A 14,287-nucleotide genomic window follows, 5' to 3' on the forward strand; every position below is an offset into this window, starting at 1 on the left:
CTAATCTTATGGCGTGAGGCCCGAAGGTCCCCCACTTTGGTCCGTAGACATCATGCGGTATTAGCAGTCGTTTCCAACTGTTGTCCCCCACCATAAGGCATATTCCCAAGCATTACTCACCCGTCCGCCGCTCGACGCCAGAGGTGCAAGCACCTCTTCGTTTCCGCTCGACTTGCATGTGTTAGGCCTGCCGCCAGCGTTCAATCTGAGCCATGATCAAACTCTTCAATTAAAAGTTTTTTGAAACCGAAGTTTCGTGCTCAATGAATTCTGAATTTTGATTCTTTCGAATCGAATTGACTGTGCGTTATTATTTTCACTTTTGAAAAAGTAAAATCAAAACAGCTCAATGCTGAATCTTTTAATAACATATGGTCACTCAGTTCAATTGAGACTCTAAATTTGTTTGCGTCATCTAGCGAACTAGAATCTGCTGTTAGAACTCAATCTGTACGAGTGCCCACACAGATGATTGCTTTATATTATTAAAGAACGTTGCGACGTTGTCGCTAGGGATGCGTATAATACATCCTTAATTTTTCGAGTCAACACTTAATTTTAAACTTTCTTTTTAGACCGTTTTAAACCGAAGTTTTACTTAACTCTCTGTCACTTTGTTCAGCGTTCAGCGCTTTTCATTGCTGCCCGCCGTGTCAGTGGATGCGCATTATAGGGATGCGAGGAATTAACGCAAGTACTTTTTGAAGGTTTTTTTGATTATTTTCAAATCATTCAGATACCCACCAAATGCAAACACGTTACCCACAAACACCTGTGGATAACTGATGTTTTTTAGCAGAATAACTAAACTCTCCTCGCTTGTTATGGTAACTTGCGCCGCAGATTTTCCACTCGCTCACAAGGCAAGAAAAATGACAGACATTATAAATAGTATAAGTGGTCTCCTTTGGGGTCACATTCTGGTTTACCTTTTAATAGCTGCGGGGCTATTTTTCACTCTTCGACTCGGTTTTATTCAATTCACTCAATTCCCACATATGATCAAAGTAATGTTTCAGAGCCGCCAAGGTTCTGGCGATGGCATTTCTTCATTCCAAGCATTTTGTACTTCTTTAGCTGCGCGAGTAGGTACGGGTAATATGGCAGGTGTTGCCGTTGCACTTTATTTAGGCGGTGCCGGGGCAATTTTCTGGATGTGGCTTATTGCTTTAATAGGTATGGCGACAAGTTTTGCCGAGAGTACTCTTGCTCAGGCATATAAAACCGTCGATGAAGATGGCAACTTTCGCGGTGGCCCTGCTTATTATATGGAATATGGTTTGGGCAAACGTTGGATGGGTGTGATCTTTTCTCTTTGCCTTATTCTTGCTTTTGGCTTGGTATTTAATGCTGTTCAATCAAACTCTATTGCTGCTGCATTTAATGTTGCGTTTGGTATTCCAAACTATGTTGTAGGTATCGGCTTAGTATTAGGGTCAGGCATTATTATTTTTGGTGGCTTAAAAACTATTTCACGTTTTGCAGAAATGGTTGTGCCATTTATGGCGCTGGCTTATTTGTTAGTTGCACTTTATGTGTGTGCCATGAACTACGATTTATTACCTGACGTATTTATGCATGTTATTAATAGTGCCTTTGGTATCGAGCAAGCGGGTGCGGGTGCAATAGGTTATGGTGTAATGCAGGCTATGATCCAGGGTATTAAACGTGGCCTATTCTCTAATGAAGCTGGTATGGGTAGCGCTGCAAATGCTGCTGCAACGGCAACACCTAACCCACCGCACCCTGCCTCACAAGGTTATGTACAAATGCTCGGCGTATTTGTAGATACAATTATTATATGTACTGCAACTGCAGCCCTTATTTTATTATCACAACAGCTTATACCTAATTCAGGTGTAACTGGCATTGCGTTAACACAAGCTGCCCTTGAAGAACACGTTGGTAGTTGGGGTGCGATATTTGTTGCGATTGCAATTTTGTTTTTTGCATTTACCTCGATAGTTGCTAATTATTCTTATGCCGAAACCAATTTATTGTTCTTAGAGCATAACCATGCTTCGGGTATGTTGATATTCCGATTATTGGTACTTGGTATGGTGATGTTTGGTGCGCTTGGGGAATTGCCACTCGTATGGACCCTTGCCGATGTTTCGATGGGTTTAATGGCTATTGTTAACGTCATCGCTTTATTTATGTTATCGGGCGTCGTTATTTGGCTCGCGAAGGATTACAACACACAACGTAAGGCAGGTAAATTACCTACTTTTGATCCTTCGCAAAACAAAAAGCTAGATCAAACCATTCCTAAAGGCGCATGGCGTAAATAATCTAGTTAAGTAAATTCTTATTTAGGGAGCGTTTGTGCTCCCTTTTTTGTATTTGCTAACTTTTCAAAAACAGACAATATGAATGTAATTTGTTGCTCGTTAAGTTTGGACTCAAGCTCAGTAACAAGCTGAGCTTTAATTTGCGCTTTTAATGCTTGTTTTTGTTCTGCGGTTAGTAATGGCTGCGATTGTTGCTGATAAGATTGCACAGCAGTGAGCATATCCATCAGCACGTCATTATCAAAATCGGTTAGCGCTGCTTTGGCATTACTAATGGCTTGTTCTGATTTATCGAAGACAGTCGATACTTTATCGACAAGCACGCTCACCTCATGAATTTTCAGTACATCGTTAATGTTCGACATAATAATCGCAACAGGAATGAGTACTAATGAGATCGCTAGACAAAGCCCAAATACGGCGCCTACCCAAAACTGATTTAAGCCACGTTTAAATTGCTCCATTATCTTTCCTTGATCCTATTTATTGATTAAAACTTGAAACGCGTTAGCTGTTTTAAAAAGACTAAGGAAACTATAAAGCTATTTTGGCAATAAAAAAATAATTTGATGAGATTATAAAAAGAAATATAAATGAAATAGAGAAGAGGTATTTTATGTAAATGGTGCCCGGGGCCGGACTTGAACCGGCACGCTGTTACCAGCGAGGGATTTTAAATCCCTTGTGTCTACCAATTCCACCACCCGGGCATCGGGCCGCTCGTAAGAGCATGTGGAGTATTATATGGAGGCGGAACCCGGAGTCGAACCGAGGTAGACGGATTTGCAATCCGCTGCATGGCCACTCTGCCATTCCGCCTTATCGCTTCCAAATAATTGGAGCGGCACACGAGGCTCGAACTCGTGACCTCAACCTTGGCAAGGTTGCGCTCTACCAACTGAGCTAGTGCCGCAAATTTATTTCTGTCAGTATTTTGACCGTTGGTGCACAACCTTGAGGTTGCGATGATAACGTTCTGGCAACTGAACTAGTGCCGCAAATTTAATTCTGTCAGTATTTTTACCGTTGGTACACAACCTTGAGGTTGCGATGATAACGTTCTGGCAACTGAACTAGTGCCGCAAATTTTTAATTAGTTACCACTAAAAATGGTGCCCGGGGCCGGACTTGAACCGGCACGCTGTTACCAGCGAGGGATTTTAAATCCCTTGTGTCTACCAATTCCACCACCCGGGCATCGGGTTTGCTATTTAAAGCAAGTGGATAAAGCTAATATGGAGCGGCACACGAGGCTCGAACTCGTGACCTCAACCTTGGCAAGGTTGCGCTCTACCAACTGAGCTAGTGCCGCATCATATTAACTCTAATATTATTTTTATAACTACATTTGGTATTGTAGTTAACCACAAATGGTGCCCGGGGCCGGACTTGAACCGGCACGCTGTTACCAGCGAGGGATTTTAAATCCCTTGTGTCTACCAATTCCACCACCCGGGCATCGGGTTGCTCATAGAGCGCGTGGAGTGTTGAATGGAGGCGGAACCCGGAGTCGAACCGAGGTAGACGGATTTGCAATCCGCTGCATGGCCACTCTGCCATTCCGCCAAATTAGATAATTGGAGCGGCACACGAGGCTCGAACTCGTGACCTCAACCTTGGCAAGGTTGCGCTCTACCAACTGAGCTAGTGCCGCTTTCTTTATCTTGGGGGCTATGCCCTCTCAACACGGACGCATTCTACAGAGATTATTAAACGCGTCAATATAAAAAATGCTAGTTTTGAACTGTTTGCTTATTTTTTATCTAAAACGGTGTGTAATTAAACGTTTAGGATCAATTTTTGGTCAATTCTGACCATGCCGCTATTAAATACTGCAACATAGAACTAAGCGTTAAGAATGTTGCGACGTACAAAAGGCCATAACTTAAGTAGATCATCCATGTATCAAACTGCCAGATCAAACCAATAATGGCTAGCATCTGTGCTGCAGTTTTAAACTTACCCATGTTTGATACAGCTACGTTGTCACGTTTACCCTGCTCTGCCATCCATTCGCGTAAAGCAGAGATAACAATTTCACGGCTAATAATAACTAATGCTGGAATAGTCATATACAAACTTTGGTAGTGGCTTGATAAAGCAACCAGTGCTGCACACACCATTACTTTGTCGGCAACCGGATCTAAGAACGCACCGAAAGGCGTTGACTGATTTAAACGACGCGCTAGATAGCCATCAAGGATATCTGTGATTGACGCAAGCCAGAAAACAAACGCAGCTGCGAAAAACGCCCATGAGAAAGGCAAATAAAATATCACCAAAAAAATGGGGATAAGAAAAAGTCTAAAGGTTGTGAGTGTGTTTGGAATATTCCACATAACTACTTGGAGATGTCTTTTTTTACTATATTCGCACGAAGGCTACGCCTTGTCATGCAAATGATTAAATATCTTTTCAGCCATTTCAGGGCTGATCCCAGGAACTTGTTTTAATTGGTCTATATTAGCAGCTTTTACCCCTTGCATGCCCCCTAAATATTTTAATAATGCTTGTCGGCGCTTTTGTCCTACACCGGTAATCTCTTCTAACAATGATTGTGTACGTTGTTTTTGTCGTTTATTACGATGCCCTGCAATGGCAAAACGGTGCGACTCATCACGAATATGCTGAATTAAATGCAGCGCTGGTGCATCTGAATCAAGTGGTATTGTTTTACGTCCGCCATCAATTAATAGCGTTTCTAAACCTGGTTTCCGACTGGTACCTTTTGCAACACCCACCAGCAATGGTATTTTATTATGCGGCCAGTTTTCAAAATATTGCTCAGCACGAGATAATTGACCTTTACCACCATCGATAAAGATGACATCTGGAATTTTGTCTTCATCGACCACTTTGTTGTAGCGTTTATTAAGTGCGAATTCCATCGCAGCATAATCATCACCACCGGTGATGCCGGTAACATTAAATCGACGATATTCTTTATTATTAGGCCCTTGCGAATCAAACACCACACAACTTGCTACCGTGTTTTCACCCATTGTATGGCTGATATCAAAACATTCCATGCGATTAATATCATCTAGGCGTAATGTTTCTTTTAATTGTGCGTAGCGTTTGTTGATTGAATCCTGCGTGCTTTGCTTAACACTAATGCTGTTAAGTGCATTTTTATTAGCAAGCTTTAAATACTGTGCCCGCTCACCGCGATTAGCAACTTTTAAACTCACTTTACGTGCAGAGATTGCCGTAAGCGCTTCGCTTAATGGCTCACTTTCTTCAATATTAAACGGTAATATAATTTCTTTAGCAATACGCCCTGTTGCACCGGGAGCTAGATAATATTGGCCTAAAAAAGAAGTTAGAATTTCTTCTTCACCTGAGTCTTTTGGCACTTTAGGAAAATAAGTTTTACTGCCTAGCACTTTGTGGTCGCGGATCATTAATAAGTGAACCGCATTTAAACCGTTTAAATGAGCAAAACCCACCACATCCATTTCGGCATGGTTACCTGAAATAGATTGTTGCTCCTGCATTTTTCGAAGCAACATGATTTGGTCACGCACTTTGGCCGCAAGCTCAAATTTAAGTTCTTTACTTGCTTGCTCCATTTTAGTAACTAAATCGGCAATGACTTCATGAGATTTGCCCAACAAAAACTTGCGAACAAAATCAACTTCTTGTTGATATTCTTCATCGGAGATTTTATTCACACACGGCGCTGAGCAGCGTTTTAACTGATATTGTAAACATGGACGGCTTCTAGCTCGGTAATAAGCATCTTCACATTGGCGAACCGGAAAGATTTTTTGCATTAAACGCAAACTTTCAGATACCGCTCCCGCACTTGGGAATGGGCCAAAATATTCGCCTTTAATTTTTCGGCTACCACGATGAAAAGCAAGTCGCGGGTGCTTATGATCAGTTAAAAGAATATACGGATATGACTTATCATCTCGCAGCAAAATATTGTAACGAGGCTGATATTTTTTAATTAGGTTGTTTTCGAGTAATAAGGCTTCGGTTTCAGTGTTGGTCAGGGTGACTTCAATACCGCAAATATTACTTACTAATACACGCGTTTTGCTATCAGTCACATTGCTACGGAAGTAACTACTTACGCGCTTTTTTAGATTTTTAGCCTTACCAACATAGATAACTTGCCCTTCACTATCAAGCATTCGGTAGACACCGGGCTCACTTGATAGTGTTTTTAGAAAACGGGCTGGTTCGAAATCAGACATTGAGCAAATTAATGCGAGCTATCAATGTCGATCATTTTATGACGAATTGCTAAATGGGTAAGTTCAACATCCCCCCCTACATTTAGCTTTTCAAACATGCGATAGCGATAGCTATTCACTGTTTTTGAGCTTAGGTTCAAGCGATCCGCAATATCTTGCGCTTTCTCACCTTTAGTGATCATCAGCATGATTTGCAGCTCACGCTCAGACAAACTCTGGAATGGGTTTTCATCTGTGCGACCGCTTACCTGAGCAAGGGCAATTTGTTGTGCAATTTCAGGCGCAATATAACGTTGCCCTGCATTAACCGCACGAATAGCGTTAACCATTTCATCAGAGCCGGCACCTTTTGTTAGATAACCGTGAGCACCGATTTGCATTACTTTGCTTGGAAATGGATCTTCACAATGCACAGTAAGCACAATAATTTTTACATCAGGGCAATAACGACAGATTTTTTTTGTCGCTTCTAAACCGCCAATACCTGGCATATTCATGTCCATCAACACGATATCAGGTGAATGTTGACGGCAAAATTGCACCGCTTCTTCACCGGTTTTAGCTTCACCCACCACTTTAAAACCACGAACATCATCAAGTATACGTCTGATCCCTGTCCGTACAAGTTCATGGTCATCAACTAAAAGTACATTAATCAATGGAACACCCTCAAATAACCCAAATAGCTGCTTTCGCACAGTTTAATGTGCCACATTAGCACAGAAAAAGTGAAACGATAAATCAAAATATCGTTTCACTAATTAATTTTAAGCTGATGCTTTCTCGCTGAAACGATCAACCCATAGGGCAATGATACCATCACCTGTTACATTACAGGCAGTACCAAAGCTATCTTGTGCTAAATAAAGTGCAATCATTAATGCAACTGCACCTTCATTAAAACCAAGCATACTTGTTAAAAGACCCAATGCCGACATAACTGCCCCACCTGGTGCGCCAGGAGCAGCAATCATTACAACGCCTAGCATCATAATAAATGGCAACATACCAAATAACGATGGTACATCCATATTCGGTGATAAGAACATAACAGCCATTGCACATGTCACAATCGTAATTGTTGAGCCTGATAAATGGATAGTTGCACATAAAGGTACTGTAAAGTTAGCAACATCTTCTTTTACGTTATTTGCTTTGCTTGAGCGAAGTGAAACTGGAATTGTTGCTGCACTCGACATTGTACCTAAAGCAGTAAAATAAGCGGGTAGCATATTTTTTACAAGCTCTAAAGGATTACGCTTTAGTAAAAGGCCTGTAGATACATATAAAACAGTAAGCCATAGCCAATGCATAATTAATGCAGCTAGCAAAACAATACCAAATGTTTGCAGCGTATCAACCACGGTGCCAGCAACTGTCATTTCCGCGAAAACACCGGCAATGTAGAAAGGTAACGCAGGAATAATTACTTTTGCTAATAAGCCATCAATCACATCACGGCCCTGATCAGATACTTTCTTTAACGTATCAAGCTGTAACTGGCTCATACCAATACCAAAAATGAATGCCGCAGCAAGTGCTGTCATTACACTCATAAGAGGTGGAATTTCTAGATCAATAAAGCTGCCCACTTCGGTCGCAACTTCTGCTTCAAACGTTAAACCGCCATCAAACAATGGGATCATAGCGCTGACAAGTAAAAAAGCTAAGGTTCCAGCAATAACGGTTGAACCATATGCAAAGCCAACAGTTTTTCCTAACAAGTGGCCTGACCCTTTTGGTAAACCAGCAATACCTGATGCGATAAAAAATAAAATAATTAACGGGATGGTAAAGGTGATCAACTGACCTATTATTTCTTTTACTGTGTAAAGGAGTTCAACACCTGTTAGTGGCACATATAAGCCCACTAAAATACCGGCAACAATACCAGCAATTAATTTTAGAATTAAATTCATAACGATCACTTCAATTTTTAGGTGGTAATCTTTTACCACGTTTTAGTTTACTTTTGTTATAAAACAGCCAAATTAACGTTTAACTGCGCAAATTACCACCACAGCTTGTTAGAATCTAATTTGAACGTAAATATATGCGCCCTGTCGCGTTGCATTTGTTAACAAAGTTGCAAATTAATAACATGCTCGCAGTTTTGAATACCCGTATAGTGCTTATGTATAAATCAATGTTAAGTGCCGCTCTATTAAGCGTGCCTTTTACCAGCTTGGCCACCAGCCAACCTGTCACCCTTCCTTTTATTGCAGAGCAGGCAACAATTGACGGCCAGCTCAATGAGCCAAGTTGGCAACGTGCCAAAAAAATTACCATAGACAACGTTACTTGGCCTTACGAAAACAGTAAAAGCCCAGTTACCACCCACGCTTATGTTTATGAAGATGGCGAAACACTTTTTATTGGCTTTGAAGCAAATGACCCAAACCCAGAACTTATTCGTGCTTTTTACCGTGACCGTGACGCAGCCTGGGATGATGACCTAGTCGGGCTAAAAATTGATTCATACAATAATTCTCAATTAGCTTATCAATTTTTTATTAACCCACTTGGCGTACAACAAGATTCAATAGAAAACGAACTGACTAAACATGAAAGCTCATCATGGGACGGTATTTGGGATAGCGTCGGTGTTATTCATGATAAAGGCTACACAGTTGAAGTTGCCATTCCATTACGCGTATTGAATTTTGACGACAGCGTAGCAAGTAAGACTATGGCGATGGAGTTTTTACGCTTTTTACCGCGCAGTGAACGATTACGTATCTCAAATATGCAAATTGACCATGGTAACAACTGTTGGATTTGCCAAATGCCAAGTTACCAAGGCTTTGAACAAGCAAAGCAAGGCAATAACGTGGCGATTATTCCATCTGTGGTGCTTGGCAAAAATGAGACTCGTGAAATTGATGGCGCACAAGTTGATGACTGGGAGTCAGAGAACAACACTGAAGCCAGCCTCGATGTTAAATGGGGGATCACCCCAGATATCACCTTAAATGCGACGATTAATCCTGATTTTTCTCAGGTTGAAGCGGATGTAGCACAATTGAGTGTGAACAATAATTTCAGTTTATTCTTCCCAGAAAAGCGTGCCTTCTTTTTAGATAACGCTGACTACTTTGCCTCAACACTTAACCTCATTCATACCCGTAATATTGCCCAGCCAGATTACGGCACGAAAATCACCGGCAGCAAAAATGGCCATACATTTGCCGGCTTCATTGCCAATGATACGCAAACCAATGTGCTGATCCCGGGCAATTTAGGCTCATCTCTTGTCGCCCTTGACGAGAAAAGTGAAAACGGTGCCCTGCGTTATCGATACGATTTTGAATCTGGGTTATCACTCGGTTCAACGGCAACACACAGACAAAGTGATGATTATAAAAACACGGTTTACAGTATTGATAGTAAATACAAACCAACAGTGAACGATGTTTTCTTAGTGCAAGTATTAAAATCACAAACGCAATACAGCCAAGATTTTATCGATGAGTTATGTGATGGTGATAACTGCTTACAACCCGAGCAAGTAATTTGTGAATTAAATAGTGACTGCGACTATAACGAAGGCGTACTTCGTGTTTTAAGTAAAGAACAGCAATCGGGTACTGGCTACTACCTAAAGTATCAACACGACGAGAAGTACTGGCGTGCCTTCGCTGATTATAATTATCGTGATGCTGATTTAAGAGCTGACTTGGGCTTTATCTCACAAGTTGATTTTAAAAAGTTTACGACTGGTGGCGAATACCGCTGGTATGGCGATAAAGGCAATTGGTGGAATCGCGCTAACCTTTACGCCGATTGGGATATTACCCATAACGAAAATAACGAACTTCTTGAAAAAGAAGCACAAACTAGTTTTTCAGTCAGCGGCCCGTTACAGAGCTTTTTTGAGGTCTCTGTTGAGCACCGTAACCGCACTGGTCTTCGCCACGATAAATCACGTTTAGATATTGACGGCAACACAGACTTGTTTAGCGAAAATGGCGTTGGTTTTTACAGTGACTTTAAACCAAAAGCAGGGGTATTTGCTTCTTTATATATGTACACAGGTAATGCCGTTGATTTAGCGAATAACCGCGTGGGTGATAAGTTCCATATACGCCCTATGCTGAATATGAACCTTGGTAAGCATTTTGAAGTGCGTTTACGTCATACTTATGAACAGCTTGAAGCCGATGGCAGTGAAGTATTTACCGCCAACTTAAGTGATGTACGTTTTACTTACCAATTCAACGTGAATAGCTTTTTACGCCTTGCAGTCATTTATACCGATTTAGAACGCAATCAGGCTAATTACATTGATGATGTAGATAGCCAATATAAAAACCTAGCCACTCAGCTGTTGTATTCTTACAAGCTGAACCCGCAAACGGTATTCTTTGCTGGCTACTCTGATAATGGCTACCAAGATGATGAGCTATCATCAATTACTAAAGAGCAGCGTACGTTATTTGCCAAGTTTAGCTACGCTTGGTTACTCTAAGAGCCTATTAGCGCACCTTTTGGTGCGCCCTCCCCTTTCTTTGTTTGCTTATTCCTAAATGCTATAAGCCTATTCGCTATATGTTATAGCCAAACTTTACTTTCGTTTTTTATTCACCACAGTAAAGTGTGACTATTACAGATAGCTGGCCTAAGCTAGTTGATCAACGATTGAATAAATTGCTTCCAAGGGAACACTATGTCTAACATTTTTGAAGATAATTCATTAACGATTGGTAATACACCAATTGTAAAGCTTAACCGCGTAACCTCAGGTAATGTTTTTGCTAAAGTTGAATCACGTAACCCAAGCTTCAGTGTTAAATGCCGTATTGGCGCTTCAATGATCTGGGAAGCAGAAAAGTCAGGTGTATTAACCAAAGAAAAAGAGTTAATCGAGCCGACTTCAGGTAACACAGGTATCGCACTTGCGTTCGTAGCAGCTTCTCGTGGCTATAAGCTAACCCTTACTATGCCTAACACAATGAGCTTAGAGCGTCGTAAATTATTAAAAGCCTTAGGTGCTAACCTAGTATTGACTGATGGCGCTAAGGGTATGAATGGCGCGATTGAAAAAGCAAAAGAAATTCAAGCCGGTGAGCCTGAAAAATACATTCTTTTACAACAGTTCGAAAACCCAGCTAACCCGAAAATTCACTTTGAAACAACGGGCCCTGAAATCTATGAAGCAATGGACGGTAAAATTGATATCTTCGTAGCAGGTGTTGGTACTGGTGGTACTATTACGGGTGTTAGCCGTTACCTTAAACTAGAAAAAGGTTTAAATGTACAATCGGTTGCTGTTGAACCAACTAACTCTCCAGTTATTAGCCAAACATTAGCTGGTGAAGAAGTTAAACCGGGCCCTCATAAAATCCAAGGTATCGGTGCAGGCTTCATTCCTGGCAACCTTGATTTAGAAGTTGTAGACGCTGCAGAGCAAGTATCAAATGAAGATGCGATTGCTATGGCTCATGAACTGATGAAAAACGAAGGTATTTTAGTGGGTATTTCTTCTGGTGCAGCAGTAGTTGCGGCAAAACGCCTTGCTGAAAAACCTGAGAACGCAGACAAGAACATTGTGGTAATTTTACCAAGTGCGACTGAGCGTTACTTATCTAGCCCATTATTTGCTGAAGAGTTCAGCGATAAAGAGCTAGTTCAGTAACCACTAAGAATCACTTAGTTGTTAAAAAAGGATGCAGGCATGCGTCCTTTTTTATTACCTAAAATAAATAAAACCAATAATTTTACCGAGTTAACTTTACATCATGCTCATTTAGTCACACACTTAATTTTAAGTTCACTCGAAAAACTACAACAATGAAAAATATACTTTTAACTTTTATCCTTCTAAGTAGCAGCATTCTTTTCGGTTGCGGTTCTGAAGACGCACCAAAAGGCGAAAAAAACACCCCAGGTAATGTAGCGACTCTCTATTTTGATGCTTTATACAACCAAAACGATTTAAATCTTGCGATGGAATATGCCACGCCTAAAATGGCGCGAATTATGAAATCTTATGGCACCGCTGGGCAGTTCGCTCGTAACCTGGTTAATATGCAATACGATGAAGTAGTGATTGAAGTCGATATGACTAACATGAGTCTACGCGAACAATATGGCGATAAAGCTAACATCAATTTGATTTTTACGGGTTATTTTAATGGTAAGAAAATTGATGATATGCGCAGTGTGAAAATGATGCGTAAAAAAGGCAAGTGGTACATAGAAAAAATTAATGCCGATCCATTTGCGCGATAATTAATTACGAAAACTAAAAAAGGGCCTAAAGGGCCCTTTTTTTGAAAGAGTATTACTGCAGAACAGTATGGATATTACTCTTCGTCAAACTCTTGATGTTGACGCTGTGCAGGACGCGCTAAGATTTCAACGTAAAACGATGTAAGCTGTTTTGCTTCGATATCGCTAATACATTTATTAATCTCTGCCACGTGAACGACATTGGCCTCATCCGCTGATTCACCAAACTTACAGTCAAACGCCCAATAGTCGGCGCCTGCTGGGAGTGTTTTATTACGCTCACGTTTTAAGTATTTTTTTACTTCGTGCTTGGCTGCATCAACCATACGAGGATATTTAATTTTCTCGTGGTTTAGCGTGAATGTTTTCTTCATTATAGTCCTAGTAACTTGGTTCAATGACAATGGCATTAAGCCATAGACTGCTATTATAACAAGCACATCTTAATTTAGCTGTACTTTTTGCAGTTTTACTTAAATATAAGTCTATTCTTAGCTTATTCTTAGTGTATTCGAAGTCTATGACATTTCGATTAAGCCACTTATACCTAAGCTGTAGCTAAATGAAGAGGTTGATGTATCGCCTCGTCAGTAAGGCTATCATAAAATGCAGCTGCATCGATTTGTGGGCGCTCAACGGGTTTATTTTTTTCATAAAAGCGTTTTCTAACTGCAGGCTCACAGTTATCAATCACTTCTAGCGGCACATGTTGCTTATCATCACGAACATTCAGTGGCTCTGGGTTTAAACAATGACGTAATCTGATGTCTGATAAACCACCTTGCAATAGTCTAAGTGCATTTTCTTGCCCAATCAGCATATCAAACTGTTCGGGAGCTAATGGCTGTGAGGGGCCTGCACCTAACTCGGTGCGCAAAGCAGATTCAGATACTTCAGGATTACTTAATTCAGTTTTTGGCAGGTGAAACTGGCTAAAATCGAGCGCATCATGAGAAAGCATTGCTAGTAATAAAGCAAATTCTCCAGAGCGGTGCTCGTGAACACTTTTATTTAGACGATTATCGAGTTGGCTCTCTGTGAGCAACAAACCATCAATTTGCATAGTCTTTAGCCAAATAGTTTCTTGATTAACCAGTTATCGGCATTTATGCATTTTTCTTTAGTTTTTTTCTTTACTTAAATAATAAGTTTGCTATTATCAGCGCCGTTGCATTGGAGGGGTTCCCGAGCGGCCAAAGGGATCAGACTGTAAATCTGACGGCTCAGCCTTCGCTGGTTCGAATCCAGCTCCCTCCACCACTTTCCTTCTTAGAAAAGTGGGGCCAAATGCAATAGTAAAAATTTGTGTGGAGGGGTTCCCGAGCGGCCAAAGGGATCAGACTGTAAATCTGACGGCTCAGCCTTCGCTGGTTCGAATCCAGCTCCCTCCACCACTCTTTACTCTTTCTAGCTTTACTCTTTCTAGCTTTACTCTTTCTAGCTTTACTCTTTCTAGCTTTACTCTTTCTAGCTTTACTCTTTCTAGCTTTACTCTCGCTAACTTTACTCTCGCTAACTTTACTCTCGCTAACTTTACTCTCGCTAACTTTACTCTCGCTA

At 40.9% G+C, this 14,287-nt stretch carries 11 protein-coding genes, 10 tRNA genes, 1 rRNA gene and 1 pseudogene; 6 read left to right on the plus strand and 17 right to left on the minus strand.

Features of this window, described 5'->3' with window-relative positions; all coding sequences use genetic code 11:
• A 16S ribosomal RNA gene (locus AOG26_RS19660) occupies positions 1-232 on the minus strand; the annotation flags it as partial.
• Positions 233-872: 640 nt separating this feature from the next.
• Here AOG26_RS19660 and AOG26_RS19665 point away from each other — a divergent pair.
• On the plus strand, positions 873-2,291 hold the full coding sequence (locus AOG26_RS19665) for an alanine/glycine:cation symporter family protein (protein WP_054564015.1): 1,419 nt from the start codon (positions 873-875) through the stop codon (positions 2,289-2,291).
• Between the two features lie 17 nt (positions 2,292-2,308).
• Here the strand turns inward: AOG26_RS19665 and AOG26_RS19670 are convergent, their stop codons facing one another.
• The 13 genes from AOG26_RS19670 to AOG26_RS19730 form a co-directional block, all read right to left on the minus strand.
• A complete protein-coding gene (locus tag AOG26_RS19670; protein ID WP_054564016.1) occupies positions 2,309-2,755 on the minus strand; it encodes a hypothetical protein in 447 nt (148 codons plus the stop codon).
• 159 nt (positions 2,756-2,914) lie between these two features.
• Positions 2,915-3,001 (minus strand) — tRNA-Leu (locus AOG26_RS19675).
• Between the two features lie 35 nt (positions 3,002-3,036).
• A tRNA-Cys gene (locus tag AOG26_RS19680) sits at positions 3,037-3,110 on the minus strand.
• 18 nt (positions 3,111-3,128) lie between these two features.
• Positions 3,129-3,204 (minus strand) — tRNA-Gly (locus AOG26_RS19685).
• A 197-nt stretch (positions 3,205-3,401) separates the two neighbouring features.
• Positions 3,402-3,488, minus strand: a tRNA-Leu gene (locus tag AOG26_RS19690).
• Between the two features lie 39 nt (positions 3,489-3,527).
• A tRNA-Gly gene (locus tag AOG26_RS19695) sits at positions 3,528-3,603 on the minus strand.
• A gap of 59 nt (positions 3,604-3,662) precedes the next feature.
• Positions 3,663-3,749: transfer RNA gene (locus AOG26_RS19700), tRNA-Leu, on the minus strand.
• Between the two features lie 34 nt (positions 3,750-3,783).
• Positions 3,784-3,857, minus strand: a tRNA-Cys gene (locus AOG26_RS19705).
• 12 nt (positions 3,858-3,869) lie between these two features.
• Positions 3,870-3,945, minus strand: a tRNA-Gly gene (locus tag AOG26_RS19710).
• Positions 3,946-4,084: 139 nt separating this feature from the next.
• Positions 4,085-4,630 (minus strand): CDP-diacylglycerol--glycerol-3-phosphate 3-phosphatidyltransferase, encoded by a 546-nt coding sequence (gene pgsA / locus AOG26_RS19715; RefSeq protein WP_054564017.1) that lies wholly within the window; start codon positions 4,628-4,630, stop codon positions 4,085-4,087.
• 42 nt (positions 4,631-4,672) lie between these two features.
• Positions 4,673-6,496, minus strand: a complete 1,824-nt coding sequence (uvrC, locus tag AOG26_RS19720) for an excinuclease ABC subunit UvrC (protein WP_054564018.1) — start codon at positions 6,494-6,496, stop codon at positions 4,673-4,675.
• Positions 6,497-6,504: 8 nt separating this feature from the next.
• The gene (gene uvrY / locus AOG26_RS19725) at positions 6,505-7,155 is read right to left on the minus strand and encodes a UvrY/SirA/GacA family response regulator transcription factor (RefSeq protein WP_054564041.1); all 651 of its coding nucleotides are present in this window, start codon (positions 7,153-7,155) and stop codon (positions 6,505-6,507) included.
• A 108-nt stretch (positions 7,156-7,263) separates the two neighbouring features.
• Positions 7,264-8,415 carry a dicarboxylate/amino acid:cation symporter gene (locus AOG26_RS19730; protein WP_054553767.1) on the minus strand — a complete coding sequence of 384 codons (1,152 nt, stop codon included), beginning with the start codon at positions 8,413-8,415 and terminating at the stop codon, positions 7,264-7,266.
• A gap of 215 nt (positions 8,416-8,630) precedes the next feature.
• Here AOG26_RS19730 and AOG26_RS19735 point away from each other — a divergent pair, with 215 nt between their 5' ends.
• The 3 genes from AOG26_RS19735 to AOG26_RS19745 all read left to right on the plus strand — a co-directional run bounded on the left by AOG26_RS19735 (position 8,631) and on the right by AOG26_RS19745 (position 12,727).
• Positions 8,631-10,964 (plus strand): carbohydrate binding family 9 domain-containing protein, encoded by a 2,334-nt coding sequence (locus AOG26_RS19735; protein ID WP_152967000.1) that lies wholly within the window; start codon positions 8,631-8,633, stop codon positions 10,962-10,964.
• Positions 10,965-11,162: 198 nt separating this feature from the next.
• Complete coding sequence (gene cysK / locus AOG26_RS19740) at positions 11,163-12,131, plus strand: cysteine synthase A (protein ID WP_054564019.1); 969 nt, start codon at positions 11,163-11,165, stop codon at positions 12,129-12,131.
• Between the two features lie 155 nt (positions 12,132-12,286).
• Positions 12,287-12,727: a hypothetical protein gene (locus AOG26_RS19745; RefSeq protein ID WP_054564020.1), complete on the plus strand. Its 441-nt coding sequence runs from the start codon at positions 12,287-12,289 to the stop codon at positions 12,725-12,727.
• 74 nt (positions 12,728-12,801) lie between these two features.
• Here AOG26_RS19745 and AOG26_RS19750 read toward each other — a convergent pair whose 3' ends face one another.
• Both AOG26_RS19750 and AOG26_RS19755 read right to left on the minus strand, forming a co-directional pair.
• A complete protein-coding gene (locus AOG26_RS19750; protein WP_054564021.1) occupies positions 12,802-13,101 on the minus strand; it encodes a DUF6172 family protein in 300 nt (99 codons plus the stop codon).
• Positions 13,102-13,274: 173 nt separating this feature from the next.
• Positions 13,275-13,790 (minus strand): VC2046/SO_2500 family protein, encoded by a 516-nt coding sequence (locus tag AOG26_RS19755; RefSeq protein ID WP_054564022.1) that lies wholly within the window; start codon positions 13,788-13,790, stop codon positions 13,275-13,277.
• Positions 13,791-13,902: 112 nt separating this feature from the next.
• Here AOG26_RS19755 and AOG26_RS19760 point away from each other — a divergent pair.
• A tRNA-Tyr gene (locus AOG26_RS19760) sits at positions 13,903-13,987 on the plus strand.
• A 49-nt stretch (positions 13,988-14,036) separates the two neighbouring features.
• Positions 14,037-14,121 (plus strand) — tRNA-Tyr (locus AOG26_RS19765).
• On the opposite strand, the pseudogene AOG26_RS21120 reads toward AOG26_RS19765, so the two are convergent.
• Positions 14,085-14,231 (minus strand): annotated as a pseudogene (locus AOG26_RS21120) (hypothetical protein); the annotation flags it as partial. The gene AOG26_RS19765 and the pseudogene AOG26_RS21120 overlap by 37 nt on opposite strands.
• Positions 14,232-14,287 lie beyond the last annotated feature (56 nt).

It is taken from the genome of Pseudoalteromonas sp. UCD-33C, from assembly GCF_001306895.1.
Lineage (GTDB): Bacteria > Pseudomonadota > Gammaproteobacteria > Enterobacterales > Alteromonadaceae > Pseudoalteromonas.

What these genes read in the sequence shown, in the direction of transcription:
- cysK (WP_054564019.1), top strand. Translation starts at nt 11,163, where the DNA reads ATGTCTAACATTTTTGAAGATAATTCATTAACGATTGGTAATACACCA.
- AOG26_RS19670 (WP_054564016.1), bottom strand. Translation starts at nt 2,755, where the DNA reads ATGGAGCAATTTAAACGTGGCTTAAATCAGTTTTGGGTAGGCGCCGTA.
- pgsA (WP_054564017.1), bottom strand. Translation starts at nt 4,630, where the DNA reads ATGTGGAATATTCCAAACACACTCACAACCTTTAGACTTTTTCTTATC.
- AOG26_RS19750 (WP_054564021.1), bottom strand. Translation starts at nt 13,101, where the DNA reads ATGAAGAAAACATTCACGCTAAACCACGAGAAAATTAAATATCCTCGT.
- AOG26_RS19745 (WP_054564020.1), top strand. Translation starts at nt 12,287, where the DNA reads ATGAAAAATATACTTTTAACTTTTATCCTTCTAAGTAGCAGCATTCTT.
- AOG26_RS19755 (WP_054564022.1), bottom strand. Translation starts at nt 13,790, where the DNA reads ATGCAAATTGATGGTTTGTTGCTCACAGAGAGCCAACTCGATAATCGT.
- AOG26_RS19735 (WP_152967000.1), top strand. Translation starts at nt 8,631, where the DNA reads ATGTATAAATCAATGTTAAGTGCCGCTCTATTAAGCGTGCCTTTTACC.
- AOG26_RS19730 (WP_054553767.1), bottom strand. Translation starts at nt 8,415, where the DNA reads ATGAATTTAATTCTAAAATTAATTGCTGGTATTGTTGCCGGTATTTTA.
- uvrC (WP_054564018.1), bottom strand. Translation starts at nt 6,496, where the DNA reads ATGTCTGATTTCGAACCAGCCCGTTTTCTAAAAACACTATCAAGTGAG.
- AOG26_RS19665 (WP_054564015.1), top strand. Translation starts at nt 873, where the DNA reads ATGACAGACATTATAAATAGTATAAGTGGTCTCCTTTGGGGTCACATT.